A 17229-nucleotide genomic window follows, 5' to 3' on the forward strand; every position below is an offset into this window, starting at 1 on the left:
CGAAGGCGCGAGGGCCCGGCCCAGCAGTGGTCCGCACCACGGCGGCCTGCCCGAGATGGGCGGGATCACCACCCGCGATCGCGTCGAGCTGTGACGCCGTGCGCTCGGTCTCGGCGGCGACGGTCTCGTCCCACAACTCCTTCCAGGACGCCACCCGGGGACGCACGATCGCGGCCGCCAGCCGATGGAAGTCCGCCAGCGCCTGCCCGCCGCGCTCCGCGGCGTCCGCCACCAGCCGCCGGAAACCGGTGACCGCCAGGTCTCTGCGGGCCCGTGCGGCCGCCGCCCGTTCGTCCTCCGAACACCCCACCGGCAGCGTCGCCGCGGCCAGGTAGGCGTCGCGGTCGCGCAGGACGTCGGCGGGGAAGGTGAGCACGGCGTCCCCGGCCTCGGGCAGGCCCGCGTTCTGCATGATCACCAGCAGCCGGAGCCCGTCCTCGTTGACCAGGCGGTGAACCGTCCCGGGCGAGAACCACAGGACCGTGCCCGCTTCGAGCCGGTCGCGGGCGAAGCCGGCGGCGCTGAGGGTGTGCACCTCCCCGCGGCCCGCGGTCACGACGTACGCCTCGGTCGAGACCGTGTGCAGGTGCGGCGTGCCGCCGTGCACACCGTCGGCGCACTCCCAGTCGTAGACCGCCAGATCGCTGATCGAGGTGCCGCCGGGGAACAGCGGGGTCACAGCGCGAACTCCGTGCCGAGTTCGTCGAGCTGGGCACGGTCGCACATGTGGTCGATGAAGACGTAACGGTGCGCGAGTTCGAGGGTGTCGCCGTCGGCCAGAGCGATCTCCTCGTCGAAGGAGGGGGAGGGGCTGATCACGGCGAACGCCTCGCTGCGGACGAACCACTTGATCGGCGCCGGCGCGCTGGAGTGCCCGGCGACGGCCAGCACGGTCCCGCCGCCGTCGATCCCGTCGTGCTGCCCGACCATGGCCAGCCATGGCGCCTCGACGCCCATCATCTCCTCGCCGCCCAGACCGCCGGCGCCGATGATCGTGCCACCGGTCCAGGACCTGGGGCCGCGCCAGAAGTAGCCCGCGTACCCGGCCATCGGCCGGCCGTGCGTGGTGGGGCTGCCGAAGTCGAGCGTGGCGCCGCGGACGTTGTGCAGCGACGTGGTGAAGTCCAGGGCCCAGAGGCCGCGCGCGCGGTCCACGCCGTGGAAGACCTGGCGGCGCTGCTCGGTGATCCAGTGCTCGCCCCGGGCCGAGAGCCAGTGCAGGCTCTCCTCGACCACGACTCGCGTGCCGTCGGAGGTGACGTCGGAGAAGGCGAGGTGGTTGATGTGGCCGTGGTTGTCCTCCCAGTGGTAGTCCCGCTCCGCCGAGAAGGTCGGGCCGCCCCAGAAGTTCTGCCCCGACAGGTGCGCCCAGGTCATCTGCAGGCCCTTGTGCCAGCGGTGGTCGTGCGGCCGGTAGACCGACATGGGCGCGCCGGACAGGCTGCGGATGGGGTGGAGGTAGGGCTTGGGGGACTCGGCGTCGGGAGCGTCCGGCCGGTGGACGTACCGGGCGATCCGCACGTCGCCGGCGGTGACGGCCAGGGCGTCGTCCTCTTCGCGGACGGCGAGCGTGGTGTCGGGCATGGTGTCGGGCATGGGGCGGGTCCTTCTGCTGGGAACGGGGGGCGGCGGCGGGCGGAGCGTGGCCGCCGCTGGGCGGGGAGAGGTCAAGAGTGATCGATCACTTTTGCTTGATCAAGCTATGCCGACCGCTCCTCGGGGTCAACCCCGTGCCCAGGGCTCATGGCGCCGGGTTCCGGCCGGCGGAGGCGCCGGCGCGGACGTCACGAGATCAGGCCAGGGAACTCAGCGGGCGATCACCTGCACCTCGGGGAACCGTGAGGACGGCTTGCCGAGCAGGGTGCCTTCGCGTCGAAGATGCAGATCGAAGAAGGCCCTGGTGTAGGCGCGGGTGACGGCCACGGAACGCGCCGCGGAAAGCGTGCCGTTCACCGCTCGCAACTGCTCCTTCGACATGCCCGTCGCCGCGGCCGCCTGCTCGTACACCACCGGCAGGTCGGTATAGGAATTGTGCTTGGCGCCGTTGGTCCGCACGTGCAGCCGCCAGCCCTTCAGCCGGGACCAGAACGCCTTCTGCCCGCGGATGGGCTTGTCGAAGATCTCGGCCTCCATGAGCATGTACGGCTTGGCCAACCCCTTGGCGGCCACCTTGCCGAGGGCGGGTCCGTCCAGGTTCAGCACCGCCCTGATCCGCCGGTCCGCCAGCATCGTCGCGGCGGCCGTCGCTCCTCCGGCGGAATGGCCGAACATCCCGACCCTGCCCAGGTCGAACGCGCCACGCAGCCCCTCCGGCAGCGTCCGGCGTTCAGCGTCGGGGTTCTGCCCCTTGTTCAGCTCCTTGAGCCGGTCCAGCACGAAGCGCGCGTCAGCCACCCGCACCTTGATCTCGTCGGCCTTCTCCGCCAGCCGGCTCACCGGGACCGGCTTCAGCACGCGGCCGGTGACCGTGCCGTCGGGGAACTCCACCTCGCCGGCGTCGCCCGGATGGTCGATGGTGACCACCATGTAGCCCCAGCTGGCCAGTTCCTCGACCGTGGTGGTGTTCATGGAACGGTCGGCGCCGTTGCCGGGCGAGAACAGGACGACGGGCAGCCCCCGGCCGGCTACGCGGGCCCCTTCGCGGCCATGGGTCAGGGGCAGGCCGACAGCCGCGGGCGACAGGCCGTTGCCGCGGTAGAAGGCCTCGGCGGCGCGAGGCGGCAGCCAGGGCGCGGCGGGGTGGCCGTCCGGACGGCGCGTGGGGTACCACAGGCTGACCATCAGCTCACGCCGGTCATGGGCCTTGATCCACGGGTCGGCCCTGGAGCCGTCACGCAGGTGCAGTGTGACAGTGCCGATCTCGCGTGGGCCCGTCGGCTGCGGCAGGGTCACGGTGACGGGCTTCGACCTGGCCTGTACGGCGGGTCCGGTGAGCAGGAGGCCGACCGTCACCGCGGCGGCCAGACCCCGTCGGAGAAGTGCGCGATTCATGACCGCCACGCTAGGGAGACGCAGCGCGCAAAAACTCCGTACCGGAGATGATTTCGGCACTCATGCGCATGAACGAAGCCGCCGTCCACCTGGAGGGGAGGGCACGGCCGGCTGGGCCTGGACACCGAGTGCGCTTCCTGCTAGCGACGGCGAATTTCGTCGAGCAGGTGGTGGGGCGGCACCCGTCTTCGGCGGCCGTCGATGACGACCGGCGGCCGCGCGACGGTCAGACGGCCTCGGAAGGCTCGGCGGGCTCGTCCGGCTCGCCGGGCCCGGCGTCCCGGAGCGCCTCCACCGCGGTGACGGCCTGGGAGACGCGGTCGTGGATCGTCACGAGCTCGACGGTGCCGGTGATCTCCAGCAGCCGGGCCACCGTGGGCTGGAGACCGGCCAGGTGCACGTCGACGCCGTGCGCGCGGGCCAGCGTGGCGGCGGCGAGCAGGACGGACAGGCCGGAGCTGTCGAGGAACGTCAGCCGGTGCGCGTCGATGATCAGGTGCTCGTCCAGGCTGCGGCGCACCTGGTCGAGGTAGGTCTCCAGGTGACCGGAGGCGGTGGCGTCGACCTCGCCGGCCACCGTGATCACGGTGATCCCGGTCAGGTAGCTGCTGGCCAGGTGCATCACAACCGCTCCACATCATCCGGCAGCCGATCGAGCAGGGCGTCCGCGGCCGCGCCGACGGCCTCCTCCACGCAGGCGTGGATGTGCAGCGTGTCCCACACTCCGGTGATCTGCAGGATGCGGGCCGGGATGTCCCGCACGGCGGCCAGGCGCAGGCTCCCGCCCGTGTCGTGGACGTCGTCGTGCGCCCGCAGCAGCACGTGCAGGCCGCTGCTGTCCATGAAGGTCAGCTCGCCCAGGTCGAGGATCACGGACCGGCCGGGGCGGTGGGCGTCGCGGATGGCGGACTCCAGGCGATCGGCGTTGGTGGCGTCGAGCTCACCGGAAACCGTGACCAGCGCGCCGGCCGGAACCGGCCGGCAGCTCATGCTGAGCACGGACATGGCGGCCTGATGGCGGCGCTCGGCGCGACGGCGAGGTACGTCTGGGATACGGACATCTTTTGTTCCCCAAGTGGGCCTGGCCGGTAGGGGCGGCGTCGGGGCCGCCCCACGCCCCAAGGTTAGGGGCGAAGAGGGTTGCAGGAAAGAGCTTTCGTCATAGGATCTTCAGGTAAGCATTTTCGTCCGCCCCGCGGATCCGGGACGTCCAGGTAGAAAGCGTCAGAGGCTGTGCCCGACCCTGAAGACCATCCGGCGACGTGGACGTTCCTGACCCATCACGCCCGCGTGCTGGTGGAGATCGCCCGCGACCCCGACGCGCGGCTGCGCGACATCGCCGCCCGCATCGGCGTCACCGAACGCACCGTGCAGAACATCGTCTCCGACCTCTACCAGGCCGGCTACCTGACCCGCGAGCGGATCGGCCGCCGCAACCGCTACAGCCTCGACCTCGACCGGCAGTTCCGCTACCCGACCGAGGCGGGGCTGCCCGTCCGCCTGCTGATCGACATGTTCACCGCCCACGACCTGCCCACTGAAGACATGCCCACTGAGGACGGCTGACCCGCCGCCGCCGGGCCGGGCGCACCCGTCCAGGGCCGCTAAGCTGCGCGTATGGCGCGGATTCTCCTCCTGCACTCGATGTACGGCCTGCGGCCCGCCGTCCACCAGGCCGCCGACAGGCTCCGGGGGGCGGGGCACGAGGTGCACGTCCCCGACCTCTACGACGGCCGCGTCGTCGACACGCCCGAGGAGGGCATCGCGATCAAGGAGGAGATCGGCAGCGAGGAGCTGCTGAAGCGGGCCATCACGGCGGCGGCCCCGCTGTCCGGCGACGGCCTGGTCTACGCCGGTTTCTCCCTCGGCGCGGCCATCGCCCAGAACCTCGCGCTGGGCGACGAGCGGTCCCAGGGGCTGCTGCTCATGCACGGCACCTCCGACATGGCCGAGGGCGCCGTCGCCGACGACCTGCCGGTGCAGCTGCACGTCGCCGACCCCGACTTCTACGAGCCGGTCGACTGGCTCAACGCCTGGTACCTCCGGATGCGCCGGGCGCGGGCCGACGTCGAGGTCTTCCGCTACCCGGGGGTCGGCCACCTGTTCACCGACCCCGGCCTGCCCGACTACGACGCCCCGGCCGCCGAACGCGCCTGGGCGGTCGCCCTCGACTTCGTCGCCGGGCTCTGACCTCCGCCCCGGCCCGGGTACGGCCCCGGCCGCCCCGGGTAGGGGCCGGGGATGAGGTTCGGGAACTGGGAAGTGCGACCGCTGGGCGGCTGGCCGGGCTGCCTGGCGATGATCCTGATCTCGCTGCTGCTGTCGGCCGTGCTCACGGTCGTCGTCAACTGGCTGCTGCGCTGACCGCCCCGCGTTTGGACGTCAGGCCAGCGGGGTGACGTCGAGCCGTCCGCCGTCGCACACCTGGCCGGCGTCGAAGGGCACGTTCAGGTACGAGTGCTCGTCCGGCGGGATGACCAGCAGGCGGGCGGGGCTCGGGCAGGCGGTCTCGGCGCCGGTCTCGACGACCGTCCAGTGCAGCGTGGTGCGGGCGCTGCCGCCCGGCTTGACCGTCACCCGGTGCTTGGGGCCGGCGGTGCGGCGGACGCGGGTGCGCAGGGTGTCGCCCTGCTTGTCGATCATGATCAGGCCGGGGTGGCCGTACAGGGTGCAGGCGGTCCGTGAGCTGTTGGTGAACACCAGCGGCGCGTTCCTGTTGCCCGCGCCGGCGTCGATCGTGCCCAGGCGCACCTGGAGCTGGGCGGCCGAGCAGCGGCGGACGGGGGCGGACTCGCCGGCCAGCGCCGGCGCGGCCCCGCCCGCCAGCAGCAGCCCGGCCACGAGCGTGGCGGTGGTGAAGCGTCTCATGTGGTTTTTGACGCAGGAACCGCGGTGAAAGTTATGGCCGTACGTCAACTCGTCCGGGCAGCAGCGCCAGCACGACGGCGGAGGCGAGGAAGGCGGCGCCGAACCAGCCCGTGCCGGAGCGTCCGGAAAAACCAGAACGGAGGGGGTCCGGTGGGACCCCCTCCGCTCCGGCCCTCAGTCACCCCCCGGGTACGTGGGGCACCGGGCGGACCGTCATCCGATCCGCTGCCACAGAGCCGGTACGACGTCGGGCGTCCAGTCCGGCTGCGAGGTGTGGGGGATCACGCAGCGGTAGCGGACACCCTGGTAGGTGACCTCGTCGCCGGCGTTGTAGGCGTGCCATTCCTGCCAGGTGTCACCGGTGCCGCCACCGTTCACCGTCAGCGAGAACGACGTGCCGTGGCTGGCGGAGCCGTTCGCGTTGAAGGTGATCGTGTACGTCTGCGCCGGCGTGCTGGACGACGTGGTCACCGTCACCGTGGACGACTCGCCCGAGTTGATGGACGACGGGCTGAAGGTCACGGTCGCGCCCGGCGGCACGCCGTCGGCCGCCAGCGTGAGCGGGATCGGCCGGCCGGTGGTGACCTGCGTGCTCAGCGTGGTGGTCGCCGTCGCGCCCGCCGTGACGGTGGCCGAGGACGGGTCGGCGGCGACGGTGAAGTCGCCCGCCGGCGTGCCGCCGGTGACCGTGAGCGCGTAGCTCGCCGTCTGCGTCTGGGCCGTGCCGGTGGCCGTCACCGTGATCGGGTACGTGCCGTTCTTCGCCGTCGAGGCCACCGTGAAGGTCAGCCTGGACGACTGGCCCGACTGGATCGTGGCCGGGTCGAAGGCCACGGTGACGCCGTTCGGCAGCTTGGCCGCCGACAGCGTGACCTGCTGGGGCTGCCCGCCGGTCGTCGCCGTGTTCACCGTGGTGGCCACGGTGCCGCCGGCCGTCGCGGTGCCCGCCTCCGGGTCGAGCCGGACGGAGAACGCGTCCGGGTCACCGGGCCGGGTGACGGTCAGGGTGTAGTTCTGCGTCTGCGTCTGGGCCGCGCCCTGGGCGATCACCTGGACGGTGTACGTCCCGGGGGCCGCGTTCGCCGCCACGTTGAGGGTCAGCGTGGACGACTGGCCCGACTGGATGGTGGCCGGGTTGAACTGGGCGGTCACGCCCGCCGGCAGGGTGCCCGTCCTGAGCTGGATCTGCTGGGCGTTGCCGCCGGTCGTCACCGTGCTCAGGGTCGTGGTGGCCGAGCCGCCCGGGTCGGCCGCGCCGGAACCGGGGCTGACCTGCAGCGAGAAGGTGTCCGGGTTGGCCACGCAGGTCGGGTCGCTGGTGCCCCGGACGCTCACGGCGTCCCAGGCCGACTTGACCGCGTTGAACTCCACGCAGCTGTTCGGGAACAGCGCCTTGGCGGCGTTGAGCGAGGCCACCCGCGCCTTGGCGTGGGTCCACGGCTGCGTCTTGGCCTGCAGCGTGCCCATGAAGATCTTGCCGGCCTTCTGGATGCCGATGCCGGTCACCGAGGACGGTCCGCCGGAGCAGATCGGGCTGGAGGGCTTGCCGCCGCCGGGGTTGTTGCCCTCGGCCAGCAGGTAGAACCAGTGGTTCTGGGGCCCGGCCGCCGCGTGCACCTCGGTGGTGGGGATCGCGGTGCTGTAGCAGTTGGGGTCGCCGACCTGGGACGGGTTGTACATGTACCGGATCGGGCCGTTCCCGACGAGGTTGACCTCTTCGCCCACCTGGTAGTCCGGCGGGTCGTTCGGGTTGTTGGCGTAGGCCTCCGTCAGCGCGCCGAAGATGTCGCCCGTGGACTCGTTCAGGCCGCCGACCTCGTTGTTGCCGTTGTCGCCGCCGGGGGTGTTGGTGAAGACGGAGTGGCCGAACTCGTGGCCGACGACGTCCATCGGGGTGGCCTGCTGGTTGCCGGCCTGGTTGTGGCCGAAGGTGGTGTACGAGCCGTTCCAGAACGCGTTGACGTCGTTCAGCCCGACCCGGATGGGGAACGAGCGGCCCGTCCCGCTGTGGCCGTTGCGGCCCAGCCAGTCGCGCAGCATGTTCCATTCCATCTGGGCGGCGTACAGCGCGTCCACGCAGGCCGTCTCCAGGTCGGTGCCCGAGCCGTTGCCCCACGAGTCGCTGCTCTTGGTGTAGGCCGACCCGTTCTGGCCGCCGCACTGGAGGCCCGGCCTGGTGGTGTCCACCATCCGGTACGAGCCGGCGGAGCCGCTGGTGTCGATCGTCACCGTGCCGTCGTAGAAGCCGCGGCCGGTGCCCTCGTGCACCTTGTCGAACTTGTCGATCAGCGAGCCGGAGCGCGCGTCCACGAACACGTCGAGGATGCTGGGCCTGCCGGTGGCCGTCCGCCCGGTGACCTGGACCCGCCAGGCCAGCTTGGGGGTGGCGCTGGTGGCGTGCACGACCAGCTTCGCCGTGGTCACCTCGTCCACCTGCGGCAGGAGGGCTCTGGCGGTGGCCGCCGCCTGCCTGGCCGGGACCGAGGGCTCGGTGCCGACCTTGATCTTCGCGGTCTGGCCGGTGACCACCTGCTGGATCACCTGACCGGCCCGGTCGGTGCCCACGACGACCTCGCCGCCGTAGACGGGCAGGCCCTTGTACGTGCGTTCGTAGGTCAGATATTGCAGGCCGTAGGTTCCGGCGACGTTGGACGAGAGAGTGAAGGCGTCGCCGGAGCCCTTGTGCAGGCGTTCGGCCCCGGCGGCGAGTGCCGCGTCGGCGTTCACTTTCGCGCGGTCGCGCGATTTGGCGTCCGCCGGCGCGAACGCCGGGGGGTCGGTCCTGGCGACGGTGGTCGCCGCGGTGGATAAGTGCGCCTTCGAGGTGGCGCCGGCGGCGCCTGTCATCGAGGCGGTAAGGGCCGCCGCCGCCAATACGGCGATCGTGCCCGACTTGAACGTGCTGTTCACTCTGGGTGACTCCTCTCACATGTCCCCGGGGGTGTGGGGATCGAAGGAGCCCTTTGGCTGGGGCTTGATTAAAGTTGTCACCCAGGGTGGTCAGGCGAACAGCTCACAAATTTCCATAACGCCACGGTATGCCGGGGGCACCGGCAGATCCGGCTCCACAAATCCTTGATCTTCAGCAAATGGACGCTGATATCCTCCGAAAAAGGACGGGCTCGAAGGGCGGGGAGAGCGCACGTGCGGCACGCACCGGAGCAGGCAGACCGGATCCGCGCCTGGGCGCGCGTCGCGCTCGACGCGCCCGGCCTGGAGACCGAGCCGCCGCGCCCGGGGCCCGCGCCGACACGGTCGCGCCCGGGGTTGCAGACGGCGCGGTCGCGCCCGGGGTGGCGGACGACACGGTCGCGCCCGGGGTCCGAGCAGGCCCTGTGGCCGAGGGACGCGGCCCGATGAGCGACTCGACGAGCGGCTCGGGCATCGGCGACTCAGGCACCGGCGACTCGGGCGCCGGCCCGACGAGCGGCCCCGCGAGCGGCACCGACCGGGCGGACCTCGTCCTCGGACGGTGTCTCGGGCCGGACGGCCGGGGCATGCTCCACGAGGTGCCCGGCCGCCGGATCAACGGCCAGTTCGAGGTCGTCTACAAGGAGTACGACCCCGACGTTCTGCCCGGCCTCGACGCGGGCGTCCTCACCGAGATGGCCGGGCTGATCGGCCGGCTACCCGGATGGGACGCGGCCTGGTTGTGCGACAAGGCCGCCTGGCCCGCCGAGATCGTCGTGTCCGGCGGCGCGGTCCGCGGCTTCCTCATGCGGTCGGTGCCCCACCGGTTCTCCTTCGACCTGCGAACGCCGTCGGGAACCGAGCGCCGCCCGGCCACGATGGAGCTCCTTCTCGACGACGACGCCCACGACCCTGCCCACGTCGGCGCTCACGACCCCGCTCACGACCCCGCTCACGACCCCGCTCACGACCCCGCCCACGACCCCGCCCATGACGGCGTCCATGGCGGCGGCATCGGCCGGCGGGTCGGCGATCGTGACCGTCTGCTGCTGCTGGCCGACCTGGCCGACACGCTCGCCCGCCTGCACACGATGGACATCGTCGTCGGCGGCCTGTCGCCCGAGCACCTGCTGTTCGCCGCTGACGGCTCCCCGGAGTGCTTCCTCATCGGCTGCGACGCGATGCGGCTCGCCGGGGCGGCGGCGTTACCCCAGGTGGAGACGTCCGGGTGGGAGATCCCCGCCGACGAGCCCGAGGGCACGCCGCAGGGTGACGCCTACAGGTTCGCGCTGCTGGCCGTACGGCTCCTGGCCCGCGACCGGACCTCAACGGACCCCGGCCGGCTGGCCGCGGTCGCCCCCGCGGCGGCCGACCTCGCGGCGGCGGCGCTCCACGGGCCCGCGGACGAGCGGCCGCGTCCGGAGCGGTGGGCGCAGGAGCTGCGGCAGGCCGCCTCGTCGGCCACGACCGCGCCCACCCACGCACCGCCGCCACCTCCGCTCCTGCCACCACCTCCGCTCCTGCCACCACCTCCGCTCCTGCCACCACCTCCGCCGTCACCTCCACTGGCGCCATCGCCATCACCCCCGCCGACGTCACCTTCGCTGCTGCCACCGGCACCGCCGCAGGGACCACCGCTCCTGCAACCGCCCTCACCCTCACTCCTGTCACCGCCGCCGCAGGGGCCACCGCCGCAGGGGCCTTCGAGGCCGCCTTTTCCCGGGGCCGGGGGGCCGCGCCCGTCCGGCGGTGGGCTCAGTACGGGGATGAAGGTCGGTCTGGGGGCCGGCGTGGGAGTGGTCGGTGTGGTGCTCGCCGTGGCGGCCGCGGTGTTCGTGGTCTCGGTGGTGAAGGATCTCGGCCCGGAGCGCGGGGACAGCAGGCTGACCGCGGCGTCCTCCGGCTCGCCGGACGCGGTCGTCCCCACGCCGTCGCCGTCCTCGGCCACCCCGTGGCCCAGCGAACAGCCCACCGAGACGCCCACCGAGACGCCCACGCTCGAACCGCCCACCGAGGAGCCGTTCGACCCGGGTGATCTCGACCGCCAGGACACCGACCCGATCCCGCTCACGCCGAGCGCCCTGCTTCCCAGCTCCTTCACCACGGCCAAGGGCGTGCGCTACACGCTCCGGTCGAGCGGCGTGGACAAGTGCCCGGACGCCTACCACGCGGCCAACGTCCGCTCGGTCCTGCGCAAGGCGCGCTGCTCCAAGATGGTCAAGGGCTCGTACGTGAACCCCGGGGCCCCCGGGAACAAGCGCATCATGGTCTCGGTGTGGGTCGTGCCGCTGAAGAACGACGGCCGGGCCGACACCGCGTACGCGCGGCTCGACGACGCCTACGCCGACGCCTGGGGGATCGTCTGCCCCAGGAAGGGCCCCGGCTCCGGGCTGTGCCACTCGACGAGCTGGAGCAGGGCCCAGACCTGGGGATGGGTCGGGTACACCCACCGCTACCTGCTGCACACCATGGCCCTGTACACCAACCGCGCCAACTCCACCAGCACCCGGCCGTGGCTCAAGGACGCCTCCAAGGCCGCGTACAAGGCGATCGGCCCCAAGGTCTACCAGGACGCGAACTGAATCCGCCGCCGGACGTCAGTCGCGGCGGTTCAGCGCCGAGTGGCGGCGCCCGTAGGCGAAGTAGATCACCAGCCCGATCAGGAACCACACGACGAACCTGAGCCAGGTCAGCGGCTCCAGGAACGTGATCAGCCAGAGGGAGAAGAGCACCCCGATCGCCGGCACCACCGGCATGCCCGGCATGCGGAAGCCGCGCGGCAGGTCGGGACGCCGGTAGCGGAGCACGATCACCGCCGCGCAGACCACCACGAAGGCCAGCAGGATGCCGATGTTGGTCAGCTCCGCCGCCTCCCTGATCGGCAGGAACCCGGCGATGAGCGCGGAGCCGGCGCCGACGATCCAGGTCACCCTGGACGGCACGTGCCGTACGGGGTGAAGCTTGGCGAACCAGGAGGGCAGCAGCCCGTCCCGGCTCATCGCGAACCACACGCGGGTGACGCCGAGCATGAACGTGAACATGACGGTCAGGATGCCGACGATGGCGCCGACCGCGATGACGCTGGCCAGCCCGGACAGCCCGACGGAGGCGAACGCCGAGGAGAAGCCGCTCTCGGGGTCGATGTCCTGGTAGTTCTGCATGCCGGTGAGCACGAGGCAGGCCAGCACATACAGGACCATCGAGATGGCCAGGGAGTAGAGGATGGCCTTGGGCATGTGCCGCTGGGCGTCCTTCGACTCCTCGGCCGCCGTGCTCATGGCGTCGTAGCCGAAGACGGCGAAGAACACGGTCGCCGCGCCGGTCACCGCCCCGCCGAACCCGTAGGGGAAGAACGGCGTGTAGTTGGCGGTGTTGACGTAGAAGAAGCCGACCACGATCACCAGCAGCACCACCGCGACCTTGATCGCGACGACGAACGTCTCGAACCGGGCGGCCGACCGCATGCCGAGGTTGAGCAGGAACGCGATGAACAGGCACAGGATCGCCGCGAACAGGTCCACGACGTGTCCGGGCCCGGTGCCCGGCGCGCCGAGCATCCAGGCGGGCAGGTCGATGCCGAACTGGCCGAGGAGGAAGCCGAAGTAGCCCGAGATGCCGATCGCCACGACCGCGACGATGGCGGTGTACTCCAGCAGCAGGTCCCAGCCGATGAACCAGCCGACGATCTCGCCGAGCACCGCGTAGCCGTACGTGTACGCCGATCCGGCCTTCGGGATCATGCCGGTGAACTCCGCGTAGGAGAACGCGGCGGCGGCGCTGGCGATGCCGGCGATCAGGAAGGAGATCACCACGGCGGGCCCGGCGGTCTGGTTGGCGACGGCGCCGGCCAGCGCGAAGATGCCGGCGCCGATGATGCCGCCCACCCCGATCGCGGTGAGCTGCCAGAGCCCGAGCACGCGGTTGAGCTCGCCCTCGTGCTCGGTGGCGATCTGTTCTACCGGTTTGCGGCGGAATATCCCGGACCCGCCGCCGAAGCCTCGCGCAGACGTCATGGCGGGGTCCTGCCCTGACAGGAAGCCCGCCATGCGCATGACGGCGGAAGTCGGACGAACCGGCTCGAAGGAGCCGGTCCGTCCGCTTGCTAACCGGCGCGTCCCACGGTGACCTGGGCGCGGGTCTCGGTGGCGTTGCCCGCGCGGTCCACCGCCCGGTACGTGATCGTGTAGACCCGGTCCTGGCCGCCGTCCCGCTCGGCGCGCAGGGCGAAGGACGTGTCGGCGGTGCCGGTGGCGGCCTCGCGCACGTCGTCCCGGGCGTTGCCCTGGGAGCTGGTGATCGAGACCAGGGTGACGGTGACGGGCCCGGCGTCGGACGCCTTCAGCGCCACCTCCACCGGCACCAGCCTGCGGTTCGGCGGCCACAGCCGGGCGGGGTCCGGCGTGACGGTCAGGGCAGGGGCCGTCGCGTCGATCCGGACGGTGACCGACTTCGGCTCCTCGACGTTGCCGGCCTGGTCGGCGCTGCGGAAGGCCAGCGCGCTCTCCCCTTCGCGGTCCACCCGGACGGGGGCCGTGTAGAGCTGCCATGAGCCGTCGCCGAGCCGGTACTCGGTGCGCGCCACGCCGGAGCCCGCGTCGGCGGCGGTCAGGACCACGTCCACGGGCCCGTCCGACCAGCCGGCGGGCACCCCGGACGCGGTGGTCACCGGCGGCTCGCCGTCCTCGTTCGCGGGGGCGGAGTGGATCTTGAAGCCGTCCACGATGAAGTACGAGCCGTCCTTCTTGACGCCCTTGAGCGTGTGCGGGCCGGGCGCCAGGCCGGTCCTGGTGTAGACGACCTTCTGGTACTCGCGGGTCGGGTTGCTGTTGTCGATGGTGGCGTCGAGCTTGCCGTCCAGGTAGAGGTCGACCTTGCCCTCGTCGGAGTTGACCTGGGCGATGTACTCCACGCCGGTGCCGTGGAAGGCCAGCTCGAAGGAGTCGCCGTCGGTCTGGGTGGCGTGCAGGTCGTCGAGGGTCGAGCCGCCGCCGCCGCGCCGGTCGTTCTTCCAGTCCCAGCCCTCGCCGGTGTAGGTGACGCCGGAGACGTTGTCGATGGTCTCCACCCCGTACGCCTTGGTCAGGCTCAGCTCGGTCAGCGCCTGCGCGCGCCAGACCTTCAGCGGCACCGGACGCCCGGCGGGCGTGCGGTTGTAGACCTTCCAGAAGCTGTCGCGGCCGGTGACCTTGGTCCCGGCGATCTCCCTGATCACGTCGCCGGTGCGCAGGCCCTGCCCGTGGGCGTGGGACCCGGCCGGGACGGCGGCCAGGAACAGGCCGTCGTAGTCGGTGAGCCCGACCGAGGACTTCACCTCGTCGCTGTGGACCTCGGTGGCCGTCGCGCCCATGAGTGGCTCGGCCAGGTTGCCGATCGTCATGCCGGTCTCGGGCTCACGCCAGGTGAGCGGCGGCGGCGTGGGCGAGCCGGGCTTGCCGAACCCGGTCATCGGGAACGGCTGGAAGCCCAGCGCGAGGGCGGGGGAGCCGGCCTTGAGCGTGTAGTCGAGCTTGGCCGGGTCGGCGTACGGGCTCTGCCCCTCGAACAGCGGGTCGGCGACCACCGAGCGGGTGTCCAGCCCGCGGGCCCGCCAGGCGGCGGTGATGTCGGCGACCGGCTTGCCGTTGTTCCAGAACAGGTTGTCGTCGTAGACGGTCCCGGAGGTGGACGGGTCGCTCTGGATGAAGTCGTAAGGGTCGTCGGTGACGAAGATGTTCTTCTCGACGACGTCGCCGTTGCTCGCGTAGGAGACGTGGAAGTGGCCGCCGCCGTTGACGAAGATGTTGCCGCGCACGGTCCTGAAGAAGCCCTCGCGCAGCTTCACCCCGCCGTTGAGCAGCAGGTTCCCGGTGACCTCGTAGTTGGAGGAGCCGTCGTCGAGGTCGACGTCCCAGTGGGAGGAGTGCCGGATCCGGTTGTGCCGGATCTTCGTCGTCTCCATCGCGTCGAGCTTGGCGTACGCCTTCTTCTGGGCGTCCCCGGCGGTCAGCGGCCAGAAGCGGTCGCGGCCCCAGCTGTTGATCGGCCCGTGGTCGGAGGTCTCCTTCACGCAGTCGAAGATGTCGTTGTCCTCGATGACGTGGCCGCCCCAGGTGCCGTCGTTGATGTCGACGCAGGCGCGCGGGCCGTCGTGCACGGTGTTGCCGGACACCGTCACCCGGCGGCTCATCGAGATCTGCACGCCCGAGCTCTGCTTCTCGAACCGGCCGTTGCGGGTCATGTGGTTGCCGCTGATGGTGATGTCGCGCGGGTAGTCCTCGGTCTTCGGGCCCGGCGTGGTGTCGGTGATCGTGCGCCGCATGTCGTTCCAGGTGGACGGCTCGCGGACGGCCGCCGGAGAGCCGATGACCGCGACGTCGCTGGCCCCCGACTCGCGGAACTCGCCGCCGGAGACGACGTTGCCTTCGGCGTACCCGTCCATGAAGACGGCGTTGCCGCCGACCTGGTCGAACCGGGCGTCGCGGATGGCGACCCGCTGGGTGTCGCGCAGGTAGACCGCGCCGGCGCGGACGATGGCCCAGTCGCCGAGCTGCAGTTTCTCGTACGGGCGGCTGAACAGCGTGCGATGGGTCTGGGTGAAGGTGAACCCGGTGAAGGTGAGGTCGCGCACCGGCGCGGAGGGCGAGTCGCCGACCACCCGCACGAGCTCCTCGCGCTCGGCGGTCTCGACGCGGGCCTTGGCCGGGTCGAGGCCCGCGGGCGGCTGGAGGTAGAGGCGGCCGGCGTCCTTGTCGTAGAACCACTCGCCGGGGGCGTCCAGCTCCTCCAGGACGTTCTCGACCATGCGCTTCTGCGGATGCAGGCCGTCGCCCCGGTTGTTGTCGCCGACCCACTTCAGGATCGGGACGCCGCCGTCGCCGACGCCGGTCACCCTGAAGGAGTTCCCGCCCCATTCGCCCTGGTGCAGCCCGCGGACCAGCGCGGTCGTGGGGTTCTTCCAGCGGGCCACCCGTTCGGGCGAGATCGCGTCGGCGGCGTACCCGTCGAGCACGGCCTCCTTGGGATCGACGTTGGGGTAGCGGGCCAGGACCTGCCGGGTGCCGTCGAGGAAGAGCTCGTCGAAGTCGAGGCCCGCGCCGATGTCGGCCACCAGGGTCGCGCCCTGGTACGGGGTCCAGGCGGGGGTCAGCCGGCGTCCGCCGCTGAGCACGACCTGCTCGCCGGCGGCCGCCTCGTAGACGGCCCCGGAGTCGGCGGGGGTGAAGGTGAGGGGCTCGGCGAGGTGGTAGACGCCGCCGCGGACCCGTACCCGGGGCGGCTCGGGCGCGGTGGGCAGGACCGCGCGCACCGCGCGCTGGGCACGCTCGATCGTGCGGAACGGCGCCGCCTCGGTGCCGGCGGCGCTGTCGTCGCCGTCGGGGGAGACGTGGAAGACGGTGCCGGCCGCCTGGGCGGAGGCGGGGGAGAGAGCGGTCAGTCCGGTCGCGGCGAGAGTCGCCGCGAGGAGCAGCCGCCAGGGCTTGCCATGGCGCACAAGGGCCTCCAGTCGGGGGATGGCCCTCATTGTGACCAAGCCCTCAGACGAAGGCGATCACGCCAAGGTCACGTTTCATCCGACCAATCCACTCCAGAAAGCTCGTAGTGCGCCAAAAATCACGTTATATCCGCTAGATGATCGGATCTCTCCGTCGTGCCTGAGCAGGTCGCCGGGGCGTCCGAGGCGCTGGCCGCGCCAGCGCCCGCGATGGCCGACGAGCAGCCACGCCGGCGGAAGGCGGCGGGCCGTTCAGGACGGCTCGCCGCCACCGTGGGTTTCCCCGGCCGGGCGTCAGACGCGCGTCGAGGTGGAGGCGTACCCGCCGCCGCCGGGGTAGACCCACTCGCCGGTGAGCGTGGTGCCCTCGGCGTCGAAGGTGCCCGCGTAGTAGGCCGGGCCGCCCTTGGCCCCGGCCCAGATGGTCAGCCGGTCGCCGTCCAGCTCGTAGACGTAGTCGAAGGTGTTGCCCGCCGAGTCGTAGTAGCGGGACACCACGTCCGCCCCGGCCGGCTCGCCGAACGGGCGCAGGTTGCCGATCACCTCGATGCCGGTGACCGGCTCGCCGAACTGGGCGAGCTCGACGTGCTGGACGAGGAAGAACCGTCCGGGCAGCCACTCGTAGCGCACGGTCCCCTCGGCGCCGCCGGTGACCTTCCAGGTGCCGACCAGCCGGTCCAGGGCCTTCAGCTCGGGGCTGGGCTGCGGGGTCTCGATCATGTCGTCCTCCTCTGTGGGTTGTCTCACCGGTACCTCGGAGCCCCCTGCCGGGCTTTGACACGAGATCGCTGTGACGTGAATCACCCTCGATCGGCGTCAAGAAGGCCGGTCCGGGTCCGAGGTAGCGAGCGGGAAACCCACCGACAAAGGAGGAGCGACGGGACGGCCCGCGCCGGCCAAGGCCGAGCTGCGCGGCCAGCACCGGCGGCTGATGAGCTGCCTGTCCGGTCACTCCAGGCCCGTCGCCGAGGTCGCCTCGGAGCTCGGGC

General features: G+C 71.6%; 14 protein-coding genes. 4 read left to right on the forward strand and 10 right to left on the reverse strand.

Features of this window, described 5'->3' with window-relative positions:
* From ACWCSD_RS28515 to ACWCSD_RS28535, 5 genes are all read right to left on the reverse strand, one after another.
* A partial coding sequence (locus tag ACWCSD_RS28515; protein ID WP_449919338.1) for a cupin domain-containing protein occupies nucleotides 1–679 on the reverse strand: 679 nt, incomplete at its 3' end.
* Nucleotides 676–1596, reverse strand: a complete 921-nt coding sequence (locus ACWCSD_RS28520) for a DUF6807 domain-containing protein (RefSeq protein WP_449919340.1) — start codon at nucleotides 1594–1596, stop codon at nucleotides 676–678. The genes ACWCSD_RS28520 and ACWCSD_RS28515, both read right to left, overlap by 4 nt.
* Nucleotides 1597–1806: 210 nt before the next feature.
* Nucleotides 1807–2991 (reverse strand): alpha/beta hydrolase family protein, encoded by a 1185-nt coding sequence (locus ACWCSD_RS28525; protein WP_449919343.1) that lies wholly within the window; start codon nucleotides 2989–2991, stop codon nucleotides 1807–1809.
* A 226-nt stretch (nucleotides 2992–3217) separates the two neighbouring features.
* The gene (locus tag ACWCSD_RS28530; protein ID WP_449919345.1) at nucleotides 3218–3613 is read right to left on the reverse strand and encodes an STAS domain-containing protein; all 396 of its coding nucleotides are present in this window, start codon (nucleotides 3611–3613) and stop codon (nucleotides 3218–3220) included.
* Nucleotides 3613–3996 (reverse strand): STAS domain-containing protein, encoded by a 384-nt coding sequence (locus ACWCSD_RS28535; protein ID WP_449919347.1) that lies wholly within the window; start codon nucleotides 3994–3996, stop codon nucleotides 3613–3615. The genes ACWCSD_RS28530 and ACWCSD_RS28535 overlap by 1 nt, the downstream gene beginning before the upstream one ends.
* A 228-nt stretch (nucleotides 3997–4224) precedes the next feature.
* On the opposite strand from ACWCSD_RS28535, the gene ACWCSD_RS28540 reads away from it, so the two are divergent.
* From ACWCSD_RS28540 to ACWCSD_RS28550, 3 genes are read left to right on the forward strand one after another with little or no spacing between them, the layout of a single operon-like run.
* On the forward strand, nucleotides 4225–4557 hold the full coding sequence (locus tag ACWCSD_RS28540) for a helix-turn-helix transcriptional regulator (protein ID WP_397158463.1): 333 nt from the start codon (nucleotides 4225–4227) through the stop codon (nucleotides 4555–4557).
* Nucleotides 4558–4608: 51 nt separating this feature from the next.
* On the forward strand, nucleotides 4609–5181 hold the full coding sequence (locus ACWCSD_RS28545) for a dienelactone hydrolase family protein (RefSeq protein ID WP_358299460.1): 573 nt from the start codon (nucleotides 4609–4611) through the stop codon (nucleotides 5179–5181).
* A gap of 51 nt (nucleotides 5182–5232) precedes the next feature.
* The gene (locus ACWCSD_RS28550) at nucleotides 5233–5355 is read left to right on the forward strand and encodes a hypothetical protein (RefSeq protein ID WP_358299463.1); all 123 of its coding nucleotides are present in this window, start codon (nucleotides 5233–5235) and stop codon (nucleotides 5353–5355) included.
* An 18-nt stretch (nucleotides 5356–5373) separates the two neighbouring features.
* On the opposite strand, the gene ACWCSD_RS28555 is transcribed toward ACWCSD_RS28550, so the two are convergent.
* Both ACWCSD_RS28555 and ACWCSD_RS28560 read right to left on the reverse strand, forming a co-directional pair.
* Nucleotides 5374–5859 carry a DUF4232 domain-containing protein gene (locus ACWCSD_RS28555; protein WP_397158461.1) on the reverse strand — a complete coding sequence of 162 codons (486 nt, stop codon included), beginning with the start codon at nucleotides 5857–5859 and terminating at the stop codon, nucleotides 5374–5376.
* 213 nt (nucleotides 5860–6072) lie between these two features.
* Entirely contained in the window at nucleotides 6073–8769 is a 2697-nt protein-coding gene (locus ACWCSD_RS28560; RefSeq protein ID WP_449919352.1) for a M4 family metallopeptidase, read from the reverse strand.
* Between the two features lie 446 nt (nucleotides 8770–9215).
* On the opposite strand from ACWCSD_RS28560, the gene ACWCSD_RS28565 reads away from it, so the two are divergent.
* Nucleotides 9216–11351: a hypothetical protein gene (locus tag ACWCSD_RS28565; protein ID WP_449919355.1), complete on the forward strand. Its 2136-nt coding sequence runs from the start codon at nucleotides 9216–9218 to the stop codon at nucleotides 11349–11351.
* A 15-nt stretch (nucleotides 11352–11366) separates the two neighbouring features.
* On the opposite strand, the gene ACWCSD_RS28570 is transcribed toward ACWCSD_RS28565, so the two are convergent.
* The 3 genes from ACWCSD_RS28570 to ACWCSD_RS28580 form a co-directional block, all read right to left on the reverse strand.
* Entirely contained in the window at nucleotides 11367–12782 is a 1416-nt protein-coding gene (locus ACWCSD_RS28570; RefSeq protein ID WP_397158455.1) for an amino acid permease, read from the reverse strand.
* Between the two features lie 89 nt (nucleotides 12783–12871).
* Nucleotides 12872–16240: an OmpL47-type beta-barrel domain-containing protein gene (locus tag ACWCSD_RS28575; RefSeq protein WP_449919359.1), complete on the reverse strand. Its 3369-nt coding sequence runs from the start codon at nucleotides 16238–16240 to the stop codon at nucleotides 12872–12874.
* A 294-nt stretch (nucleotides 16241–16534) separates the two neighbouring features.
* Nucleotides 16535–16960, reverse strand: a complete 426-nt coding sequence (locus ACWCSD_RS28580) for a hypothetical protein (RefSeq protein ID WP_397158451.1) — start codon at nucleotides 16958–16960, stop codon at nucleotides 16535–16537.
* Between the last annotated feature and the right edge of the window lie 269 nt (nucleotides 16961–17229).

It is taken from the genome of Nonomuraea sp. NPDC001684, assembly GCF_053596515.1.

Excerpts from the sequence above, each read along its gene's own strand:
- ACWCSD_RS28525 (WP_449919343.1), bottom strand. The coding sequence starts at position 2,991 with ATGAATCGCGCACTTCTCCGACGGGGTCTGGCCGCCGCGGTGACGGTC.
- ACWCSD_RS28530 (WP_449919345.1), bottom strand. The coding sequence starts at position 3,613 with ATGCACCTGGCCAGCAGCTACCTGACCGGGATCACCGTGATCACGGTG.
- ACWCSD_RS28555 (WP_397158461.1), bottom strand. The coding sequence starts at position 5,859 with ATGAGACGCTTCACCACCGCCACGCTCGTGGCCGGGCTGCTGCTGGCG.
- ACWCSD_RS28565 (WP_449919355.1), top strand. The coding sequence starts at position 9,216 with ATGAGCGACTCGACGAGCGGCTCGGGCATCGGCGACTCAGGCACCGGC.
- ACWCSD_RS28535 (WP_449919347.1), bottom strand. The coding sequence starts at position 3,996 with ATGTCCGTGCTCAGCATGAGCTGCCGGCCGGTTCCGGCCGGCGCGCTG.
- ACWCSD_RS28520 (WP_449919340.1), bottom strand. The coding sequence starts at position 1,596 with ATGCCCGACACCATGCCCGACACCACGCTCGCCGTCCGCGAAGAGGAC.
- ACWCSD_RS28570 (WP_397158455.1), bottom strand. The coding sequence starts at position 12,782 with ATGACGTCTGCGCGAGGCTTCGGCGGCGGGTCCGGGATATTCCGCCGC.
- ACWCSD_RS28580 (WP_397158451.1), bottom strand. The coding sequence starts at position 16,960 with ATGATCGAGACCCCGCAGCCCAGCCCCGAGCTGAAGGCCCTGGACCGG.
- ACWCSD_RS28550 (WP_358299463.1), top strand. The coding sequence starts at position 5,233 with ATGAGGTTCGGGAACTGGGAAGTGCGACCGCTGGGCGGCTGGCCGGGC.
- ACWCSD_RS28545 (WP_358299460.1), top strand. The coding sequence starts at position 4,609 with ATGGCGCGGATTCTCCTCCTGCACTCGATGTACGGCCTGCGGCCCGCC.